Genomic DNA, 18,525 nt, shown 5'->3' with positions numbered 1-18,525 from the left:
CTCATGGTGGCCGCATGACCCCGGTTCAGACGCCTGTCGATCTTCGCCCCCTGACCGCCCTGCGGTTCATGGCCGCCCTGTGGGTCGTGCTCTACACCTTCTGGCCCAATCTGGACGTCAGCTTCCTGCCGAACCTGGCGGCCAAGGGCTATCTGGGGGTCGAACTCTTCTTCGTCCTGTCGGGCTTCATCCTCAGCCACGTCTATCTGCACGCCTTCGCCGAGAAACGCTTCTCCTATCGCGGCTTCCTGTGGGCGCGGATCGCGCGGGTCTATCCGCTGCATGTCTTCACCCTGCTGGGGGTGATGGCGCTGGGTCTGACGGCCGTGGCCGTGGGTCTGAGCATCGACGCCAGCGTGCTGAGCTGGAAGAGCCTGCCGGCCCACCTGCTGATGGTTCACGCCTGGGGCTTCGCCAATGAGGCAGGCTGGAACCACCCGTCCTGGTCGATCTCGGCCGAGTGGTTCGCCTATCTGGCCTTCCCCCTGTTCGCGATGGCCGCCTGGCCTCTGAGGAAGCGCCCGTGGGTGGCGACCGCAGGGGCGGCGGTCTTCATGATGGGCCTCTACGCCGCGTTCGAGCGTCTGGCGGGCTTCCCCCTGACCGAGGCCACCTTCCGCTGGGGCGCTCTGCGCATCGTCCCCTGCTTCGCCTATGGCTGCGCCCTCTATCTGGTCTATCGCCGCGCCCCCCTGCCCCGCGCCGGGCTGCTGGCGATCAGCGCGGGCGTCGTCATGGTCGCCTCGGCCTCGGTCCTGGCCTGGGACGCCGTCACGGTTCTGGCCGCCGGCCTGCTGATCCTGGCCCTGGCCTCCATCCCGGTCGACAAGGCCGGCTGGCTGGGCTCGAAGCCCGCCGTCTACCTCGGCGAGATCAGCTATTCCGTCTACATGGTCTGCGCGCCCTGGCAGATCCTGGCGGTCAACCTGGCCGCCCGGGCGACGGGGGCGGAGGACAAGAGACTTCACGTTCTCGTGTGGTTGGGGATCATTCTGGGGCTGATCGCCGCCGCCGCCGCCACCTATCACCTGATCGAACGCCCGGCCCGGAAGGCTCTGCGCGGAATGGCCGAACGGCGACGCCCGCCTGTGGATCACACGGCGAAACAGTCGGAAACGGTTCTTCAACCTTCGGACACTATCGTCTAAGGCTTGGTCCGCGTTTTAGTCGGGAGCACGCCAGATGATGAAACGGCTCACAGCCGCCGCGGTTGCGGCGACCCTTGGTTTCTTTGCGATCGGCCCTGCGCCGGCCAAGGCTGACGACCCCTACTGGCAGTGCGTGACCTTCGCCCGCATGTTCTCGGGCATCAACATCTTCGGCGACGCCTGGACCTGGTGGCGTCAGGCGGTCGACAAGTTCCGCACAGGCCGCGCCCCGGAAACCGGCTCCGTTCTGGTCTTCCAGCCCACCGGCCGCATGGACAAGGGCCATGTCGCCGTCGTTTCCGACATCCTGACCGACCGCGTCATCCGCGTGACTCACGCCAACTGGGGCGGCAGCCGCGGCAAGGTCGAGGAAAACGTCACCGTGGTGGACGTGTCCCCGGCCGGCGACTGGAGCCGGGTCAAGGTCTGGTACAATCCGATCAACGCCCTGGGCACCACTGTCTATCCGACCTACGGCTTCGTCTACAAAGGCGCGCGCGACGCCTTCGACAATGGTCGCCAGATGGCGTCCAACGCCGCGAACGAACCCCGCGCCGCCAACTGATTTTTCCGTCGCCTCCGGGCTGGCTCTTCGAGCCTGATCCGGCGATAGGTGGCGGATGACCGACGCAAAAAACGACATTCGCGCTCACGCCATCGAAACGGCCAAGCACGAGCCGGCCGGCATCACCTATGCCGGCTATCTGGCGCTCGACGACCTTCTGAGCGCCCAGCACCCGCGCTCGGACCAGCATGACGAGATGCTGTTCGTCATCATCCACCAGACCAAGGAACTGTGGCTCAAACAGATCCTGCACGAGATGGCCCTGGCCCAGGGCCTGATCCGCGCCGGCGATCTGGTGCCCGCCTACAAGAGCCTGGCACGCGTCAGCCGCATCCAGTCGGTCATGACCCAGAGCTGGGACATCCTGGCCACCATGACGCCCTCGGACTATCTGAAGTTCCGCGGCGACCTGGGCGCCAGTTCGGGCTTCCAGAGCGACCAGTTCCGCCGCCTGGAGACCATGCTGGGCCTGAAGGACCCGCGCTTCCTGCGCTTCCATGTCGAACGGCCCGAGGCCCATGCGGCCCTGGTGGCGGCCATGGAAGCCCCCAGCCTCTACGACGACGCCCTGCGCCAGCTGTCGCTGGCCGGCCTGCCCGTCCCCGCCGAGGTGCTGAACCGCGACGTCAGCCAGACCTATGAGCCGTCCGAAGGCGTCGAGGCCGCCTGGCTGGAGGTCTATCGCGACACGGAACGCTGGTGGCCGCTGTATCAACTGGCCGAGAAGCTGGTCGATCTGGACGACGCCCTGCTGACCTGGCGTCACAAGCACGTGGTGACGGTCGAGCGCATCATCGGCCGTCGCCAGGGCACGGGCGGCACCGACGGGGTCGGCTATCTGGTCGAAACGCTGAAGCGGCGCTGCTTCCCCGAACTGTGGTCGCTGCGCACCAAGCTTTAACCGAGCAACCTTCGCCGCTGGCGCGGGTTTCACCTGCGTCAGCCATGGAGGTTTCTGGTGAGCAGCCCCAACAGTCATGACATCAAGGTCCTGAACCATCTGGCCGTGGGCGTGCTCGACAGCGCCGACGGCTATGCCGAGGCGGCGGGCGAGACGGATGATCCCCGCTATCGCGAGCTTTTCCTGCGCCGCAGCAGCGAACGGCGACAGGTGGCGGTCGATCTGCAGGCGGCCGTGCGCGCCATGGGCGGCCACCCCGAGGACGAAGGCTCCATCCTGGCCAAGGCCCAGCGCGCCTTCATGGACATCAAGCACGCCCTGCTGCGTGACGAGGCCGCCGTAGTCGGCTCCATCGAGGGCGGCGAAACCCATCTGCGCGCCCGCTTCGACCATGCCCTGACTGACGCGGCCCTGTCAGCCACGACCAAGGAAACCATCCGCCGCGCCTACGCCGCCATAAAATCCGGCCACGACGAGATGCACGTCCTGCGCCGCAGCCTGGAAGGCCAGCGCGACGCCGACAATCCGCTGCATCCGCAGTAGGACTGCGCGCAAACCGGGCGCACCGCGTCGCGCGCGATAGCGCTCTTCCTTACCCTCAAGCAGCACGCCGCCGCGCGGCGTGCGATAGGGCCCAACAAAGAAAAAGGCCCCGGCGTTTCCGCCGGGGCCTCGATCTTGTCAGCCCAGGGCCGAAGCCTGGATCAGGCCTCGTCGCCCTTGTCGGCCGAACCGGTCACCGGCACGGCGGCGCCCTTGTTCGGACGGGTCGTCTGACGCTCGGCGATACGGGCCGACTTACCGCGACGATCGCGCAGGTAGTAGAGCTTGGCGCGACGGACGACGCCGCGGCGCTTCACTTCGATGGATTCGATGTTCGGCGACAGGATCGGGAAGCGACGCTCCACGCCTTCACCGAAGGAAATCTTGCGGACCGTGAAGGTCTCGTTGATGCCGCCGCTGTCGCGGGCGATGCAGACGCCTTCGAACGCCTGGACGCGCTCGCGCTCGCCTTCCTTGATCTTCACGTGGACGCGCAGGGTGTCGCCCGGTTGGAAGTCAGGGATGGTCTTGCCTTCGAGCAGGCGGGCTTTTTCTTCGGCAGCGATCTGCTGAACGATGTTCATGTCTATTCTCCTCGGGCTTTAGCGCCCTTTGCCTTTGATTTGGCGGAGCCAGGCTCCGCAGCCGTCTTCGCCAGATGCGCCGCCCAGAGGTCCGGACGCCGTTCCCGCGTGGTCTCTTCCCGCTGCGCCTCTCGCCATTGCGCGATCTTCCTGTGATCGCCCGACAGCAGCACCTCGGGAATATCGTGCCCCTCGAACGTCCGCGGTCGCGTGTACTGCGGGTGTTCCAGAAGACCGTCCTCGAAGCTTTCGGACGACAGGCTTTCAGCCGCGCCGAGAACACCGGGAACCAGTCGTACGCACGCCTCGATCGCCACCATGGCCGCCGCCTCGCCACCGGCGAGGACCGCGTTTCCGACGGAGATCTCCTCGAACCCGCGCGCGTCGAGCACGCGCTGGTCCACCCCCTCGAAACGGCCGCAAAGCACGACGATCCCGTCGGCCTTGGCCCATTCCTTCACTCGCGCCTGCGTCAGGGGTCGACCGCGTGCGCTCATGTACAAAAGCGGCCGGGGCGGGCCTGACAGACTATCGAGAGCCCGGGCCACCACGTCCGCTTTCAGCACCTGACCGGGACCGCCACCCGCGGGGGTGTCGTCCAGGAAGCCGCGCTTATCTTCGGAAAACGCCCGAATGTCCAGCGTCTGCAGATCCCACAGCCCCTTCTCGCGCCAGGCGGTGCCGATCAGCGACACGCCGAGCGGACCGGGAAAGGCCTCGGGGAACATGGTCAGGACGGTGGCGGTGAAGGGCATGGCGGCGGCTCATACACCAGAAACGCGGAATCCACACTGTCGCCCCCTCTCCCGGCGGGAGAGGGAAGCAGGTTAGTTCGGCTTGCCGCCGCCCGCCGCGATCCAGGCGTCGACCTGGTCGGTCAGGACGTCCAGCGGCACCGAGCCGGAGCCCAGGACCACGGCGTGGAAGTCCTTGATGTCGAACCTGTCGCCCAGCGCCGCCTCGGCCCTGGCGCGCAGTTCCTCGATCCTCAACTCGCCGATCTTGTAGCTGGTCGCCTGACCGGGGTTGGTGATGTAGCGCTCGACCTCTTTCTGGATGTCGCGTTCCGACAGCAGGGAGTTCTGGCGGAAGTAGTCCATCGCCTGTTCGCGCGACCAGCGCTTGGCGTGCAGGCCGGTGTCGGTGACCAGACGCACCGCGCGCCACAGCTCGGTCGAGAGGCGGCCGAAGTCCGAGTATGGGTCCTGATAGAAGCCCATCTCCTTGCCCAGCTGCTCGGCGTACAGGCCCCAGCCTTCGGCGTAGGCGCCATAGCCGCCGAAGCGGCGGAAGCGCGGCAGACCCTCGATCTCTTGCGCGTAGGCGATCTGGAAGTGGTGGCCCGGTGCGCCCTCGTGATAGCTGATGCCCTCGATCTGGGGCTTCAGCACCTGGGTCATGTCCGACAGGTTGACGTAGTAGATGCCGGGGCGCGAACCGTCGGGCGCCGGCGAGTTGTAGAAGGCGATCGAGGCTGTGGCCTCGCGGAAGGGCTCGACCGCCCTCACCTCCAGCGCCGCCTTGGGCAGGGTCGAGAACCACTGCGGCGCCACCGCCATGACCTGGGCGATGAAGGCGCGGGCGTCGGTCAGATACTGCTCCTTGCCCTCCGCGGTATTCGGATACTGGAAGCGCGGATCGGTTTTCAGGAAGACGAAGAAGTCCTGCAGCGAGCCGTCAAAGCCGACCCTGGCCTTGATAACCTCCATCTCGGCCTGGATGCGAGCCACTTCGTCCAGACCAATCTGGTGGATCTGGTCAGCCGTCAGGTCGGTCGTGGTCGAGAGCTGCAGGCGGGCGTTGTAATAGGCCTCGCCGTTCGGCAGCCGCCAGACGCCCGCGTCGCTGTCGGCCATGGGCTGGACCTCGGCCAGAGCCGTCAGGACCGTATCGAAGCCGCGCTTGTAGGGGCCGGTCAGGGCGGCGCGGGCCGAGGCCAGCAAGCGGTCTTTCGTCGCCTGATCGGCGTCCAGCGCCCCGACCTTCTTCTGGAAATCGGCCCAGACCGGGTTGTCGGCGCCGTTGTCGAAGGGGGCGCCGGTGATGACCGCGCGGGTGTTCTCGATCGAGGGTTCGAAGACGAAGCGCGGCGAGACCACGCCCTCTGCGGCGCGGGCCTTCAGCGTCGTCGCCACCTGGCCCATGTAGCGCTCGGCCTCGGTGATGCGAGAGACATAGGCCTCAGCGTCCGGGACGCTGCTGATGCGATGGTTGTTGATCAGGAAGACCGGCAGGCCGGTGGTCGGGTTGCCGTTGGCGGCGAACTGGAAGTTCCAGTCGCGCCACTGGTTCGACAGGCGCGCCTGCTGCACGCCGTATTCGAACAGCCGCCAGGACATCCTGCTCTGGGTGCTGAGCTTCGACGGATCGAACTCGGCCTTCATGCGCGCCAACTGGGCCTCCTGCAGCGCCAGGGCGCGGGCTGACGCGGCGTCGGAGACGTCGTCCAGCTTGTCGTAGTCGGTCTTCAGACCCAGCGAGGTCATCGACTGCGGGCTGAGCGCGATCCGCTCCTGGAAGGCCTGCTCGAAGAAGGCGTCGAGGCGGGCGTCCTCGCTTTGCGCCTGCGGCGAGGCGGCGACAGGCGCGGCTGCTTGGGCCATGGCGGCGGGCGCGGCGGCGCAAAGCGCCAGAACGGCGACGGACGAGATCAGAAAACGACGCATGAAACCCCCTCGGAACTGCGAGGCGGCACTGTTCCCCCTGACGGCGTCGGGCGCAAGTGAGAGCGCTTCCCTTCTCCCGATGGGAGAAGGTGGCCCGAAGGGCCGGATGAGGGGCGTCGGCTTCCTTCGGCGTAAGCCGCCGCATCTACATCACCACGGCTTACGCCGACTGTGACCCTGAACCCTCACCCTTTCGCCTTAGCGGATCGCTACGCTCTCCGAGGCTCAATCCCTCTCCCATCGGGAGAGGGAGAATCCTACTGCCCGCGCAGATCCGTGATCGTCCGGCCCGGCGCGATCTGCTCGGCGTCGGTGATCAGGTGGATCAGGGCAGGTCGCCCGCCCGCCGCCGCTTCGCGCGCCGCCGCCAGGGCTTCGGGGAAGTCCTCGGTCCGTTCGCAGCGCACGGCGAAGGCGTCGAAGGCCTCGGCGTATTTGACGAAGTCAGGGTTCTTCAGCTCGGTGGCGATGACGCGGGCGGGATACTCCCGCTCCTGGTGCATGCGGATGGTGCCGAAGGCGCCGTTGTCGACCACCACGACGATGACCCCGAGGCCGTACTGGGCGGCGGTGGCCATCTCATTGGCGCTCATCATGAAGTCGCCGTCGCCGGCGATGCAGACCACCTCGCGCGACGACTGGGTCGCCTTGGCCCCCAGGGCAGCCGGATAGCCGTAGCCCATGGCGCCCGAGGTCGGGGCCAGCTGGGTGCGGCGGGCCTGATGGCGGTGGAAACGGTGCAGCCAGGCGGCGAAGTTCCCCGCGCCGTTGGTCAGGATGGCGTCTTCCGGCAGAACCTGCGCCAGATGGGCGATGACCTCGCTCATGTTAACCGCGCTCTTGACCTCGATGGGCGTGGAGAAGGTCATGAAATCGGCGTGGGCGGCGGCGCCCTGCGCGCTCCAGGTCCGGCCCGGATCGATGCTCGACAGGGCCAGGGCGGCCAGGGAATTGTCGGAAGCGGCCGACAGGGCAGGCGCCCAGACGCGGCCCAGTTCTTCCGCGCCCGGATGGATGTGGATCAGGGTCTCCGCCGTCTTGCTGCGATCCAGCAAGGTGTAGCCCTGGGTCGGATTCTCGCCCATGCGCGCGCCGATCACCAGCAGGAGGTCGGCTTCCTTGACCCGCGCCACCAGTTTCGGGTTCGGGCCGAGGCCGAGGTCGCCCGCATAGCCGGGGTGATCGTTGCGGATCAGGTCCTTGCGGCGGAAGGACAGGGCGACCGGCAGGCCCAGACGTTCGGCCCAGTCGGAAATCGCGTCGGTGGCGGCGTCGGTCCAGCCCGAGCCGCCGAGGATCAGCATGGGGCGCTCGGCCCTGGCCAGCCGCGCCTTCACCTCGGCGACGAAGGCCGGGTCCAGCGCGGCCCTGGCGGCGACGACGGGGCGCACCGGCGCAGGACCGCCCTGGTCGTGCAGGATGTTCTCGGGCAGGGCGACGACGACCGGCCCCATGCGGCCCTGCAAGGCGGTGGCGAAGGCGCGCTCGACCACCTCGACAGTGCGTTCGGGGCTTTCGATCTCGGTCGCCCACTTGGCCAGTCCGCCGAAGACCTCACGGTAGTCGACCTCCTGGAAGGCGCCACGGCCCCGGTCGGTCAGGGCGATCTGGCCGACGAAGAGGATCATCGGCGTGGAGTCCTGATGCGCCGTATGCACGCCGATCGAGGCATGGGTCGCGCCCGGCCCCCGCGTGACCATGCAGACGCCCGGCTTGCCCGTCAGCTTGCCATAGGCCTCGGCCATGTTGGCGGCGCCGGCCTCGTGGCGGCAGACGATGACCTCGATGCGGTCGCGCACGTCGGCCAGGGCGTCGAGCACGGCCAGATAGCTCTCGCCCGGCACACAGAAGACCTTGTCCACCCCGTTCATCACAAGGGTGTCGACCAGACGGCGGGCGGCGGTGTCAGGAGCTTGCGTCATGGTTTCGCCGTTAGCAGATTGAAGGATGAATTGGCCATGCAACCTTGTGGCCAAGCTTCACGTTGAAGCGCTCAATCGCCTTATTCTCGGGGAAATCTCCATGCGCAAGCTCATCGCTCTCGGCGTCATCGCCGCCGCCCTGGCCACCGCCGCCTGCAACACCGTCGCCGGCGTCGGCCGCGATCTGGAAGCCGCCGGCCAGGCCGTGACCTCCAGCTCCAACTCGGCCCGCAACTAGGATGCGGCGCGGCGGGTTTGCGATCGTTTGCGATCCCGCCACAAAAGCGTAGCCTCGTTCCCTCAGACTGCCGACTTCAACTCGGAGAACGACCATGGGACTTCTGGATAACGTGCTCGGCGGCCTCGGCGATGACGCTGCGGGCGGCCTGTCGGACCTGCTCAAGGGTCAGGGCGGCGTCGCCGGCCTGGCCGAGAAGTTCGGTCAGAACGGCCTGGGCGACGTGGCGGCCTCGTGGATCGGCAAGGGCGGCAACGCCGGGATCTCGGCCGAGCAGATCGCCTCTGTGCTCGGCTCCGGTCCGATCGCCGACTTCGCCGCCAAACTGGGCATTTCGCCGGAGCAGGCCAGCGAGACCCTGGCGGGCCTGCTGCCCGAAGCCGTCGACCGCCTGACGCCGAACGGCTCGGCCGAAGGCGCCGACGACCTGCTGGGCGGCCTGCTGGACAACCTGCCGGGCGGCATCGGCGGCGCCCTGGGCGGCCTGTTCAAGCGCTAGAAAAGTCGAAGCGATCCTCCCCCGTTTACGGGGGAGGGGGACCGCCGCAGGCGGTGGAGGGGGCGGCGACAACCACGCCCTCAGCCCTGTTTCCACTGGGATCAGCCTCCTGATCGCGGCGCTTGATCTCGCCCCCTCCACCATGCTGCGCATGGTCCCCCTCCCCCGCTTCGCAGGGGAGGATTGGCGATATCAGGCCTCGGCCTCATAGGTGACGCCCGTCAGATAGAGACCGTCTGACGGCGCCACCGGGCCGCAGCGCGCCCGGTCCTTCGCCTCAAGCGCCTCGGACAGATCGGACACGGCCCAGCGCCCCAGGCCCACCTCGGCCAGACTGCCGGCCATCGAGCGCACCTGACGGTGCAGGAAGCTGCGCGCCTCGAACACCAGATGCACCTCCTCGCCCACCCGGCTGACACGCGCCACGTCCAGGGTCTTGACCGGGCTGGCCGACTGGCACTGGGCGTCACGGAAGGTGGTGAAGTCGTGCAGGCCCACCAAAGCCTGCGCCGCCGCATGCATGGCCTCGGCGTCCAGCGGCTTCTTGACGTGCCAGACCCGGCCCCGATCCAGCGCCGGACGGCCCGGACGGTTGAGAATGCGATAGAGGTATTTGCGCCCGTTGGCGGTGAAGCGGGCGTGCCAGTCGTCGCTGACCGGGGCGCAGTCCAGAACCGCCACCGCCTCGTGCATCAGGTGAGCGTTGAGCGCATTCATCACCGTCCGCGCCGGCCAGTCCTTGTCCAGATCGACATGGCAGGTCTGGCCGGTGGCGTGGACGCCGGTGTCGGTGCGCCCGGCGGCGGCGATCCGCACGCTCTGACCGGAAAAGGCCGTCACCGCCGTCTCGATGGCCCCCTGCACCGTCGGCTGTCCGGCCTGGGCCTGAAAGCCGTTGTAGGCTGAGCCGTCGTACTCGACGGTGAAACGGTAGCGAGGCATTACTCTTGAGGGCCGCGGTCAGAAGGCTCCGCCTTCTCGACCCGACGCGGCCCGTCCAGCACAGTTCCAGCGGGAACCGCGAAGCCGCGCAGCATTTCCTCGGCGGATTGCGCCGCCTTGCCCGGGCGCTGCACGCGGGTCAGGCGCACCGCGCCGGTTCCGCAGGCCACCGTCAGGGCGTCGTCCAGCACCTGACCCGGCGTCCCCTGCCCGTCCGTCAGAGCCGACATCAGGGCCTTGATGCGCACCGGCTCGCCCTCGGCCTGCACCTCAAACCAGGCGCCCGGGAAGGGCGACAGGCCGCGGATGTGGGCGTCCACCTCGGCGGCGGGGCGGGTCCAGTCGATGCGGGCCTCGGCGGGGATGATCTTCCTGGCGTAGGTGGCTTCGCCGACCTGTTCGGTCTCGGTGAAGCCGCCGCGTTCGATGGCGGCAAGAGCGCGAGGCCACAGGGCGGCGCCCAGATGCGCCATGCGCTCGGTCAGGCTGGCGGCCGTGTCCTCGGCATGGATGTCCATAACCTCGGACAGGATGATCGCGCCCTCGTCCAGGCCCTCGCTCATCCGCATGATCTGGGCGCCGGTCTGGCGGTCGCCGGCCATGATGGCGCGCTGGATCGGGGCGGCCCCGCGCCAGCGCGGCAAGAGCGAGCCATGCAGGTTGAAACAGCCCAGACGCGGCGCCTCCAGCACCTCGGGCTTGAGGATCTGGCCGTAGGCGACGACGCAGGCGGCGTCGAGATCCAGGCTGCGGAAGGTGTCGATGGCTTCCGGCGACTTCATGCTCTCGGGCGTGAAGACCGGCAGACCCATGGCCTCGGCGAAGGCGTGAACCGGCGACGGCGTCAGCTTCTGCCCCCGGCCCTTGGGGCGCGGCGGTTGCGAATAGACGGCGACGATCTCGTGTCCCGAGGCGATCAGCTCGGCCAGCGAGGGCACAGCGAAGTCGGGAGTTCCCATGAAGGCTAGGCGCATGGCCACGCCTTTAGACCGTGGGGCGGCTTACATCCAGCGCGTATAGACGCCGCCGCCCTCGTCCCACTCGCCGCCCGCATCCAGGGCGTCGTCGAAATCAAGCAGGCGGTCCAGCAGCAGACCCGCCACCACGCCGACAGCGGCGACGGCGACGATGGTGGCCAGGCTGGCGGCGCCGACCTTCTGATTGCGGGTCAGGCGGCGACGGCCGCGCGAGTCGATGATCGTGGTCTTGCGGGCCATCAGGCGGCGAGCCTTGCGTTCTTCTTGACCTTGGCGACAGCCCGTTCGCGGCGCAGGCGCGACAGGTGGTCGATGAAGAGGACGCCGTTCAGGTGATCCAGTTCGTGCTGGAAGCAGACGGCGTAGAGACCTTCGATCTCTTCCTCGATCTGCTCGCCGGTATAGTTCAGGTAGCGGACGCGGATGCGGGCCGGGCGCTCGACGGCGTCGTAATAGTCCGGCACCGACAGGCAGCCCTCCTCATAGGAAAACAGCTCGTCCGAGGCCCAGATCACTTCCGGGTTGACGAAATAGCGCGGGTTGCGGCGCGCCAGGGCGTCTTCCTCGGTTTCCGGCTCGTCAGGCTGGCCCTCGACCGGCTTGTCGCCCAGGTCCATGACCACGACGCGCTTCAGCTCGCCGATCTGGGCGGCGGCCAGGCCAATGCCCGGCGCGGCGTACATGGTCTCCAGCATGTCGTCCATGAGGGCGCGCAGGTCGTCGGTCACGCCGCCCTCGACGGGCGGGGAGACGGCCTTGAGGATCGCCAGGTCGGCGGCGTTATCGATGGTCAGGATGCGACGAATAGCCATGGCCCGCAGGTAGGGTGAGAAGGCTCGAACGTCAAGAATTTCCGAGTGCGGCGCTTGGTCTTGTCCCGGCGCCGCACCCGTATGCGAAGAGGCTCAGACCGCCGGCAGGGCGCGCGGCTTGCGGTCGGAATCGATGGCGACATAGGTGAAGACGCCCTCGGTCACGCGCACCGACAGGGCCTCGGACTGGCCGCGCGAGCGTTTCCAGGCCTCGACATGGACGCGGATCGAGGTGCGGCCGGTGTGGACCACCTTGGCGTAGATCGACACCTCGTCGCCGACCGAGACCGGCTGGTGGAAGACCATGCCGTCCAGGGCCACGGTGGCGCAGCGGCCGTTGGCGCGCTCGAAGGCCGGGGTGGCGCCCGCCAGGTCCATCTGGGCCAGCAGCCAGCCGCCGAAGATGTCGCCTTCGGGGTTGGTGTCGGCGGGCATGGCGATGACCCGCCCGACGGGCTGGCCTTCGGGAAGCTGGGCGGGGGTTTTATCGGCGTCGGTCATCGGGGCCTTGGAAGTCTTGGGGAGAAGAGTTTTCCATGCGCCTCGTGTTCGACCGCATCAAGGCCGCGCGCCTATCCGCGCGGCCGTAACCGATCCATCAAGCCCTGGAGCCCCTGCCGTTCCGCCACCGGCGAGCGCCACAACTCGCCCGACCTCGCCCGCTCGCGCGCCGCATCGAACAGACGCTTCATGGTGTCGGTGTCGAAACTCAGCATGCCGCCCTGATCGGGCGCGTCGGGAATGGAGGCGACGCTGATCGGCAGGCCCTGCGCCGCGCAGAAGGTCGTCGCCGTCCCCAGGGCCTGGCGATAGGAGAACCGCAGCATGGCGTCGAAGCTGCGGGTCAGAACCGCCGCCACATTCGGCGCCGTGGTGCGCGGCTCGGGCTCCAGCACCGTATTGACCAGGACATGCACCCGGCCGCGATGCAGTCGCCGTCCCAGCCGGTTCCAGCGCAGCAGCCCCTCGGGCATCAGGAACAGGGGCGCGGCGACGCCGCCGTCCACGTGCATCTCCTCGAACTGGCCGCCCTCGAACGCGCAGGGAATCCGGCGCGGCGGGAACAGACCCGGCAGGCTGGCCGAGGCGGCCAGAACCTCGCGAAACAGGGCCACCGCCTTGTCACCGCCATGAGCGGCGATGGCGCCCATGTCCCAGATGCAGGATCTCTGGCTGTCCAGATCGGTCGTCGCCACCAGCAGTCGCCGGCCGCGCGCGTGCTCGGCCGCCACAGCGTCGATCAGGGCCTCGTCGACGAAGGGATGGATCAGGGCGTCCAGCGCCTCGCCGCGGAACAGACCCCCGGTGAAACTGGAGGCCAGCTGACGCAGGCTCAGCAGGTCGGCGGCATGCCCCCCGACATAGGCGTCCGTCAGGCGCTCGTCCCAGGCCGGCCCCAGGAAGGCGAAGGGGGCGATCAGGGCCCCGGTGCTGACCCCGGTGACCAGGGCGAACTCGGGCCTCTGTCCGGCTTCCGTCAGGCCGACCAGCGCCCCCGCGCCATAGGCCCCGCCCGCCGCCCCGCCGGAAATGGCCAGCATGTCGAACCGCCCCGACGCCCAGCCGGACCTTGGCAAGGACAGGCGATCCGCCGCCTCCAGCGAGGCCTCGGCCTGCTCGACGCTCAACCGAATGTCGTTGAAGTCGACGATCAGCCCCTGCCCGGCCGGCGGCGCAGGCAATCGCCCCCGGGGAAGGCGCCGCATGGACGATCCCATCAATCCCGCCCTGTTCCAGCGCCCGGATCAGGCCGAAGCGATCGTGCGCGACGTCCGTGCATGCGTCACTCTCGCCCGGTAGGCGTCAGAGGAGTCTTCCACCACCCCTGCCGACCGGACACGAGGCGTCGGATCCAGCCGACAAGCTGTCCGAGACCGATGATCCAGAGCAGGTAGGCCAGGAAGACCACGGTCGCCAGGATCATCACCGCCTCGACGCCCGACAGGATCGCCTCGCCGGTTCCGGGCGAAGCCTGCGCCAGGCCGTTGACGAGCGCTCTGGGCGGAGCGTCCTTGTCGCCGGCGGCCTTCTCTCCGATCCAGTAGAGCATCTGGCCCGCGCCAAACACGCCCATGCCGCCCAGCAGGACATTGAGCCGCATGTCCCGGCCCGCCGCCTCCTTGTCCAGAACCTGCTGTTGAAGACGCTGCAGGTCGCTGGCGTGGTCCTCAAGGCTTTCCACGGCCAGAGCCAGCGCCTTGCCCTTGCGACTGACGCCTCGCAGTTCCTCGAGCTTGGCGAAGACATCGCGCTCGGTGTCGTAGCGGAAGGGATTGGCGTAGCGGAAACGCTCGTACCGATCGAACTCGGCCAGTTTGACGGCATTGATCTTGCGCGCGGCTTCATCAAAATCACCGGCGTCGATCAGGCGCTTGATGTCTTCGATCTGATCCAGGCTGGCTTCCTCGCGCGCGCGGCCCAGAAACTCGTTGTGCAGCGCCAAGGCATGGATGAGGAAGGCGTAGGGACAGGCGCCGATATAGTCGTTGCCGATCTCGAGGCTTCGGCTCATCGGCACATAGGTGATCATCGCGCGATGATTGGCGTAGCGGACGAAGAAACGTTCTTCGGACTGCTCGTCGCGCCCCGGATAGATGGGATCGATGCTGTCCAGGATCTCCGAAGTGTCCTGGTTCATGAAGTCGATGATGTTCTGGTTGAAGCCCGCCAGGAAAAGATAGTCGAGGCAGTCCGCCCGCCCGACCTCGAAAGAGGGGGCGTGGTGGACACGGGGCTGCGCCAGAGGGCGACCGGCCCAATCCTTGACTTGCCGACAGGCGCCCGTTCGGACCGCCTCCTGCAGGCCTTGCAGATCGCCCGCAGCGATCGGCGTGGAGGACGACCCGTCGTCGCTCGAGGCCTGCTCCTGTCCGGCGACGACGGCGGTGCGTTCCAGCGCTCCCACCGCCAGCAGCCGCAGATACTCCGGCCGGCCCATGACCCAGCGCCAATAGTCCGGGGCCGCCCTCTCGCCGGAGGCGACACCCTGGGGCGGGCGACCGAGATGCACGGCCTTGGGCGGCCGCCCCCCGATCGGAGCGGTCACCGCATCCATCTTGCGTTGATAGGGATCGTAGCAGTCCTGCCGCACCATCTGCTTGCGAGCGACGCTTTCGCGCGTTTCCTCGTCCAGAGGCATCAGACGGTCAAAGAACCGTTCGTCGTGCAGCATGAACATGAAGCGGGACTTCGGCACCTTCAGCCCCGGCACCTCGATAAAGGGCACCAGGTCCAGCAGGCTCTTCTCGAACCCCTGGGCCAACCGGAAGGCGGCGACATCCTCCGCGACGCCCGCCTGGGACGCGCGGGCCCGGTTTAACCGATCGAAAAGCTGGACCGCGTCCGCCTCGAACCTTGTCCGCACAAAGGGCCAGAACGACGCGCTTTCCTGGTCCGCGCCCCGAACCTTGATCTTGTCCAGGGGGTCGATGCCCAGGTCGCCGCGATCGAACACGCTGACATAGGGGTCCGGCGCATTGATCAGCTCGGCGAGGATCTTCGTATCGAGCGAATACTCCTTGGGCGCCGCCAGCTTCTGGAGCGACGACAGGAAATAATAGGTCGCCGGATCATAACCGGATCGCGGCGCGCCGTGTTCGTCGACATATCCGCCGTAATAGTGGCTGAAGGACAGGTGATAGCTGAGGGCGCCGTTGTTGTGCGACATCCAGAACCGGCGCAGCCGGACAAGCCGCTCATCGTTCAAGGACGGCGGATGGGCGTGAAAGCGAACGCCCTCGGTCGCCCAGGACAGGGATTCCGGCATCTCGAAGACCAGTTCCTCGAAATCCCGGATCGTGCTGGCCGCTTCGTCCAGATCCTCGGGGTTCGCGGCGGTGGCGGCCAGCAGGAACTCCTGCACTTCTCCGCGCGATTCCCGGTCCGCGATGTCGTTCAACAAGGGGTCGACGGCGTTGCGCAGGGCGAATGACGGATTGTGCTGCATCTGCGCCCGACGGAACAGCGCCGCCGGCACATGTTCGCCTTCGCCGTAACCGAGGGCCGAAGCGACGTTGTCAGGCTCGATGTAGAGCGACAGGGTCCAGTAGATGGTGCCCGACTGGGCCTTTTCGTAACCGTTTTCGCTTCGCTTGCGCCCCCGCACCGCCATCAGCCGCCCGCCTTCCTCGCCAGTTCCCTGAAACTCGACAATTCTTGAGTGGAACGCCCCGAACGCAACCAGTCCAGCGCGGGCTCCATCCGCAGCAACGCCACCGGATCGCTGCGCCCCGCCAGGGCCGCCAACTGGATCGCCGCCGCCCCGTCAGGTTCCTCCGCCGCCCCCTTCAGGACCGAAATACCGAAAAAACTCTGCAAGTGATCATGTAAGAGATCGGTCGGGACGGCGACGTCAGGATAGTCGATGGCGGCGTAGACCAGGCCGTCGTCGGGGGCCTGATCTCTGGACAGGGCGGGCTGAACATAGGGGAAGTCCACCACGCGCGCGCCCACCCGCGCCCATATGGCCAGACGGTCCACCTGATCCAGCCCCGAATGACGCGTATCGGCAGCATATTCCTCCGCCGTCAGGCGCAGGGGGTCGTTCTGCTCGATGAACAGGGCCGGCGCCGCCCCCGCAGGATCAAGGTCCAGCGAAAGAGAGGCGAGCCGACGCACGCCCTCCAGCGCCGGACGCAGCAACCCGCGTCCCCGCGCCCCTTCCTCAATGAAGATATAGTTCAGCGCCACCGACGCACGCGCCGGCCGGCCCGGGCCCATGGCCGTCGTCAGAAAATTGGCGCCGCCGAGACGCGTTCCGTCTTCATCCTCCAGAACCGCCACCAGTTCGCAATGCGTGCGGCCATAGGCGTGCCGATGACTGGCGTTCAGCGCCAGACAGGCCTCGAAGCCCGCCAGTTCCTCGCGCTCGTCGGGCAGGACGAAGGCGCGATCATAGCCCTCGAAAAAACTCCGCAGCAGGGGGGAGGCGGGATCGCCGGAAGCCCGCATGCGAACACCGCCGGGCAACAGGATCTCGTAATCTTTTTGCGGCCCTGAACCCATCATGACCTATGCCTTGCCATGCTGCCTCACAGGTCGCAAGCAAGCACCCGAGTGAAGCAGCAGCGAGGCCCGGCTTCGCGCCGCGTCGCCCTAGACGGCGCAAGGGATCGCCGCAGACGAAATCGACGGTCCGACCGGACATTCCTGCGACAGGGAGAAATGGCGCACCCGACAGGATTCGAACCTGTGACCTCTGCCTTCGGAGGGCAGCACTCTATCCAGCTGAGCTACGGGTGCGTCTGCGGCTCTAGAGCCGGACGGCGGTGCTTACAGCATGGGCCGGGCCGCCTCAATCCCTGAAATCCCACGGCGGCGCCTTCCTGGCCCATACTTGGCGGTAGGCTCGTAAGAGCCTAGCCTTGCGACCGGAGAGAGGGAGTTTCCATGCGCGTTTCCACTATCGCCGCCCTGTCGGCCGCCGCCGCCCTACTGGCCGCCTGCGCCGCGACGCCGAAGACGGCGCCTGACAGTCTGGATGCGGTGGCGCGCGACTATGTCGCCCTGACGCTGGAGATCGGCGAGCGCGAGCCGGGCTATGTCGACGCCTATTACGGCCCGGCCGAATGGGCCGAGGCGGCCAAGGCCCGCCCGCGCGCCCTGCCGCAACTGTCCGAGGGCGCCGCCGCCTTGAGCCGACGTCTTGAGGCCTTGCCGACGGCGGGTCTGGACGCCGAGAGCCTGCAACGTCGCGCCTATCTGTCGGCCCATGTCTCGGCGGCCTCGGCGCGGCTGCGGATGCTGCAGGGCGAGAAGCTGGGCTTCGCCGACGAGGCCGAGGCCCTGTTCGGGGTGCGGCCGGAACTGCGGCCGTTGTCGTCCTATGATCCCGTGCTGGCGCGCATCGACGCCTTGGTCCCCGGCGAAGGGCCGCTGGCCGAACGGGTCGCGGCGTTCCGCGCCGGCTACGTCATTCCCAAGGAGCGGCTGGAGCCGGTGATGCGGGCCGCCATCAACGAGTGCAAGGCGCGCACCGAACGGCGCATGACCCTGCCGGCCGGTGAGACCTTCACCCTGGAGTTCGTCAACAACAAGCCCTGGTCCGGCTACAACTGGTACAAGGGCGCCGCCTTCAGCCTGATCCAGGTGAACACCGACCTGCCCATCTACATCGACCGCGCCGTCGATCTGGGTTGCCACGAGGGCTATCCCGGCCACCACGTCTACAACGCCCTGCTGGAGCAGACATTCGTCAAGCAGAAGGGATGGGTCGAGATGAGCGTCTACCCCCTGTTCAGCCCCATGTCCTTCATCGCCGAGGGCAGCGCCAACTACGGCATCGACCTGGCCTTCCCCGGCCATGAGCGGACGGAGTTCGAGGCGCGGGTGCTGTATCCGCTGGCGGGGCTGGACCCGGCGACGGCCGAGGCGCAGACGCAGCTTCTGGCCCTGACGCGGGAGCTGGCGCGGGCGGAATACACGGTGGCCGACGACTATCTGGCCGGGCGCATCGACCGAGAGACGGCGCTGGACCAGCTGCAGAAATACAACCTCGTCGCGCGCGACCGGGCGGCCCAGCGGCTGAGCTTCATCGAGACCTACCGCTCCTATGTCATCAACTACGGCCTGGGCCGGGACATGGTGCAGGCCTGGGTCGAGCGGCAGGGGCCGGACCATTGGGCGACGACCGAGCGGCTGCTGGCCAGCCAGACCCTTCCGGTCGATCTGGACTAGGGATTGACGCAACCTGCTGCGGCCCAGCCGCGTTCACCGCCAAGGTTCAACGC

General features: G+C 67.7%; 19 protein-coding genes and 1 tRNA gene. 7 read left to right on the top strand and 13 right to left on the bottom strand.

The window, feature by feature from the left end; genetic code table 11:
• Nucleotides 1–14: 14 nt before the first annotated feature.
• Genes ACZ5XO_RS02350 through ACZ5XO_RS02335 form a run of 4 tightly spaced genes read left to right on the top strand, consistent with a single transcriptional unit; the run spans nt 15 to nt 3,157 of the window.
• A complete protein-coding gene (locus ACZ5XO_RS02350; RefSeq protein ID WP_464163728.1) occupies nt 15–1,148 on the top strand; it encodes an acyltransferase family protein in 1,134 nt (377 codons plus the stop codon).
• A gap of 34 nt (nt 1,149–1,182) precedes the next feature.
• Entirely contained in the window at nt 1,183–1,713 is a 531-nt protein-coding gene (locus tag ACZ5XO_RS02345) for a CHAP domain-containing protein (RefSeq protein ID WP_464163727.1), read from the top strand.
• A 55-nt stretch (nt 1,714–1,768) separates the two neighbouring features.
• Nucleotides 1,769–2,614, top strand: a complete 846-nt coding sequence (locus ACZ5XO_RS02340) for a tryptophan 2,3-dioxygenase (protein ID WP_464163726.1) — start codon at nt 1,769–1,771, stop codon at nt 2,612–2,614.
• Between the two features lie 57 nt (nt 2,615–2,671).
• Nucleotides 2,672–3,157, top strand: coding sequence for a PA2169 family four-helix-bundle protein (locus ACZ5XO_RS02335; RefSeq protein ID WP_464163725.1), 486 nt, complete (start codon nt 2,672–2,674; stop codon nt 3,155–3,157).
• 161 nt (nt 3,158–3,318) lie between these two features.
• Here ACZ5XO_RS02335 and rplS read toward each other — a convergent pair whose 3' ends face one another.
• The 4 genes from rplS to ACZ5XO_RS02315 form a co-directional block, all read right to left on the bottom strand.
• Nucleotides 3,319–3,741 (bottom strand): 50S ribosomal protein L19, encoded by a 423-nt coding sequence (gene rplS, locus ACZ5XO_RS02330; RefSeq protein WP_464163724.1) that lies wholly within the window; start codon nt 3,739–3,741, stop codon nt 3,319–3,321.
• A gap of 2 nt (nt 3,742–3,743) precedes the next feature.
• Entirely contained in the window at nt 3,744–4,496 is a 753-nt protein-coding gene (trmD, locus tag ACZ5XO_RS02325; protein ID WP_464163723.1) for a tRNA (guanosine(37)-N1)-methyltransferase TrmD, read from the bottom strand.
• A 72-nt stretch (nt 4,497–4,568) separates the two neighbouring features.
• Complete coding sequence (locus ACZ5XO_RS02320) at nt 4,569–6,407, bottom strand: DUF885 domain-containing protein (RefSeq protein WP_464163722.1); 1,839 nt, start codon at nt 6,405–6,407, stop codon at nt 4,569–4,571.
• A 257-nt stretch (nt 6,408–6,664) separates the two neighbouring features.
• A complete protein-coding gene (locus tag ACZ5XO_RS02315; RefSeq protein WP_464163721.1) occupies nt 6,665–8,329 on the bottom strand; it encodes a thiamine pyrophosphate-binding protein in 1,665 nt (554 codons plus the stop codon).
• Between the two features lie 100 nt (nt 8,330–8,429).
• On the opposite strand from ACZ5XO_RS02315, the gene ACZ5XO_RS02310 reads away from it, so the two are divergent.
• A complete protein-coding gene (locus ACZ5XO_RS02310) occupies nt 8,430–8,567 on the top strand; it encodes an entericidin A/B family lipoprotein (RefSeq protein WP_207824957.1) in 138 nt (45 codons plus the stop codon).
• Nucleotides 8,568–8,661: 94 nt separating this feature from the next.
• Nucleotides 8,662–9,066: a YidB family protein gene (locus ACZ5XO_RS02305; RefSeq protein ID WP_464163720.1), complete on the top strand. Its 405-nt coding sequence runs from the start codon at nt 8,662–8,664 to the stop codon at nt 9,064–9,066.
• 192 nt (nt 9,067–9,258) lie between these two features.
• On the opposite strand, the gene truA is transcribed toward ACZ5XO_RS02305, so the two are convergent.
• From truA to ACZ5XO_RS02260, 9 genes are all read right to left on the bottom strand, one after another.
• Nucleotides 9,259–10,008 carry a tRNA pseudouridine(38-40) synthase TruA gene (gene truA / locus ACZ5XO_RS02300; protein ID WP_464163719.1) on the bottom strand — a complete coding sequence of 250 codons (750 nt, stop codon included), beginning with the start codon at nt 10,006–10,008 and terminating at the stop codon, nt 9,259–9,261.
• Nucleotides 10,008–10,982: a methionyl-tRNA formyltransferase gene (fmt, locus tag ACZ5XO_RS02295; RefSeq protein WP_464163718.1), complete on the bottom strand. Its 975-nt coding sequence runs from the start codon at nt 10,980–10,982 to the stop codon at nt 10,008–10,010. The genes truA and fmt overlap by 1 nt, the downstream gene beginning before the upstream one ends.
• Nucleotides 10,983–11,009: 27 nt before the next feature.
• Nucleotides 11,010–11,225, bottom strand: coding sequence for a hypothetical protein (locus ACZ5XO_RS02290; protein ID WP_292036498.1), 216 nt, complete (start codon nt 11,223–11,225; stop codon nt 11,010–11,012).
• Nucleotides 11,225–11,797, bottom strand: coding sequence for a peptide deformylase (gene def, locus ACZ5XO_RS02285; protein ID WP_464163717.1), 573 nt, complete (start codon nt 11,795–11,797; stop codon nt 11,225–11,227). Before def ends, ACZ5XO_RS02290 begins: the two co-directional genes overlap by 1 nt.
• A gap of 93 nt (nt 11,798–11,890) precedes the next feature.
• Entirely contained in the window at nt 11,891–12,298 is a 408-nt protein-coding gene (locus ACZ5XO_RS02280; protein WP_464163716.1) for an acyl-CoA thioesterase, read from the bottom strand.
• 71 nt (nt 12,299–12,369) lie between these two features.
• Nucleotides 12,370–13,503 (bottom strand): patatin-like phospholipase family protein, encoded by a 1,134-nt coding sequence (locus ACZ5XO_RS02275; protein ID WP_464163715.1) that lies wholly within the window; start codon nt 13,501–13,503, stop codon nt 12,370–12,372.
• 77 nt (nt 13,504–13,580) lie between these two features.
• On the bottom strand, nt 13,581–15,908 hold the full coding sequence (locus ACZ5XO_RS02270; protein WP_464163714.1) for a hypothetical protein: 2,328 nt from the start codon (nt 15,906–15,908) through the stop codon (nt 13,581–13,583).
• Nucleotides 15,908–16,747: a hypothetical protein gene (locus tag ACZ5XO_RS02265; RefSeq protein WP_464163713.1), complete on the bottom strand. Its 840-nt coding sequence runs from the start codon at nt 16,745–16,747 to the stop codon at nt 15,908–15,910. Before ACZ5XO_RS02265 ends, ACZ5XO_RS02270 begins: the two co-directional genes overlap by 1 nt.
• Before the next feature lie 214 nt (nt 16,748–16,961).
• A tRNA-Arg gene (locus ACZ5XO_RS02260) sits at nt 16,962–17,038 on the bottom strand.
• Between the two features lie 147 nt (nt 17,039–17,185).
• On the opposite strand from ACZ5XO_RS02260, the gene ACZ5XO_RS02255 reads away from it, so the two are divergent.
• Nucleotides 17,186–18,472: a hypothetical protein gene (locus ACZ5XO_RS02255; protein WP_464163712.1), complete on the top strand. Its 1,287-nt coding sequence runs from the start codon at nt 17,186–17,188 to the stop codon at nt 18,470–18,472.
• Nucleotides 18,473–18,525 lie beyond the last annotated feature (53 nt).

Source organism: Brevundimonas sp. T2-11 (assembly GCF_055397675.1).
This window is presented reverse-complemented; position numbering and strand designations above follow the sequence as displayed.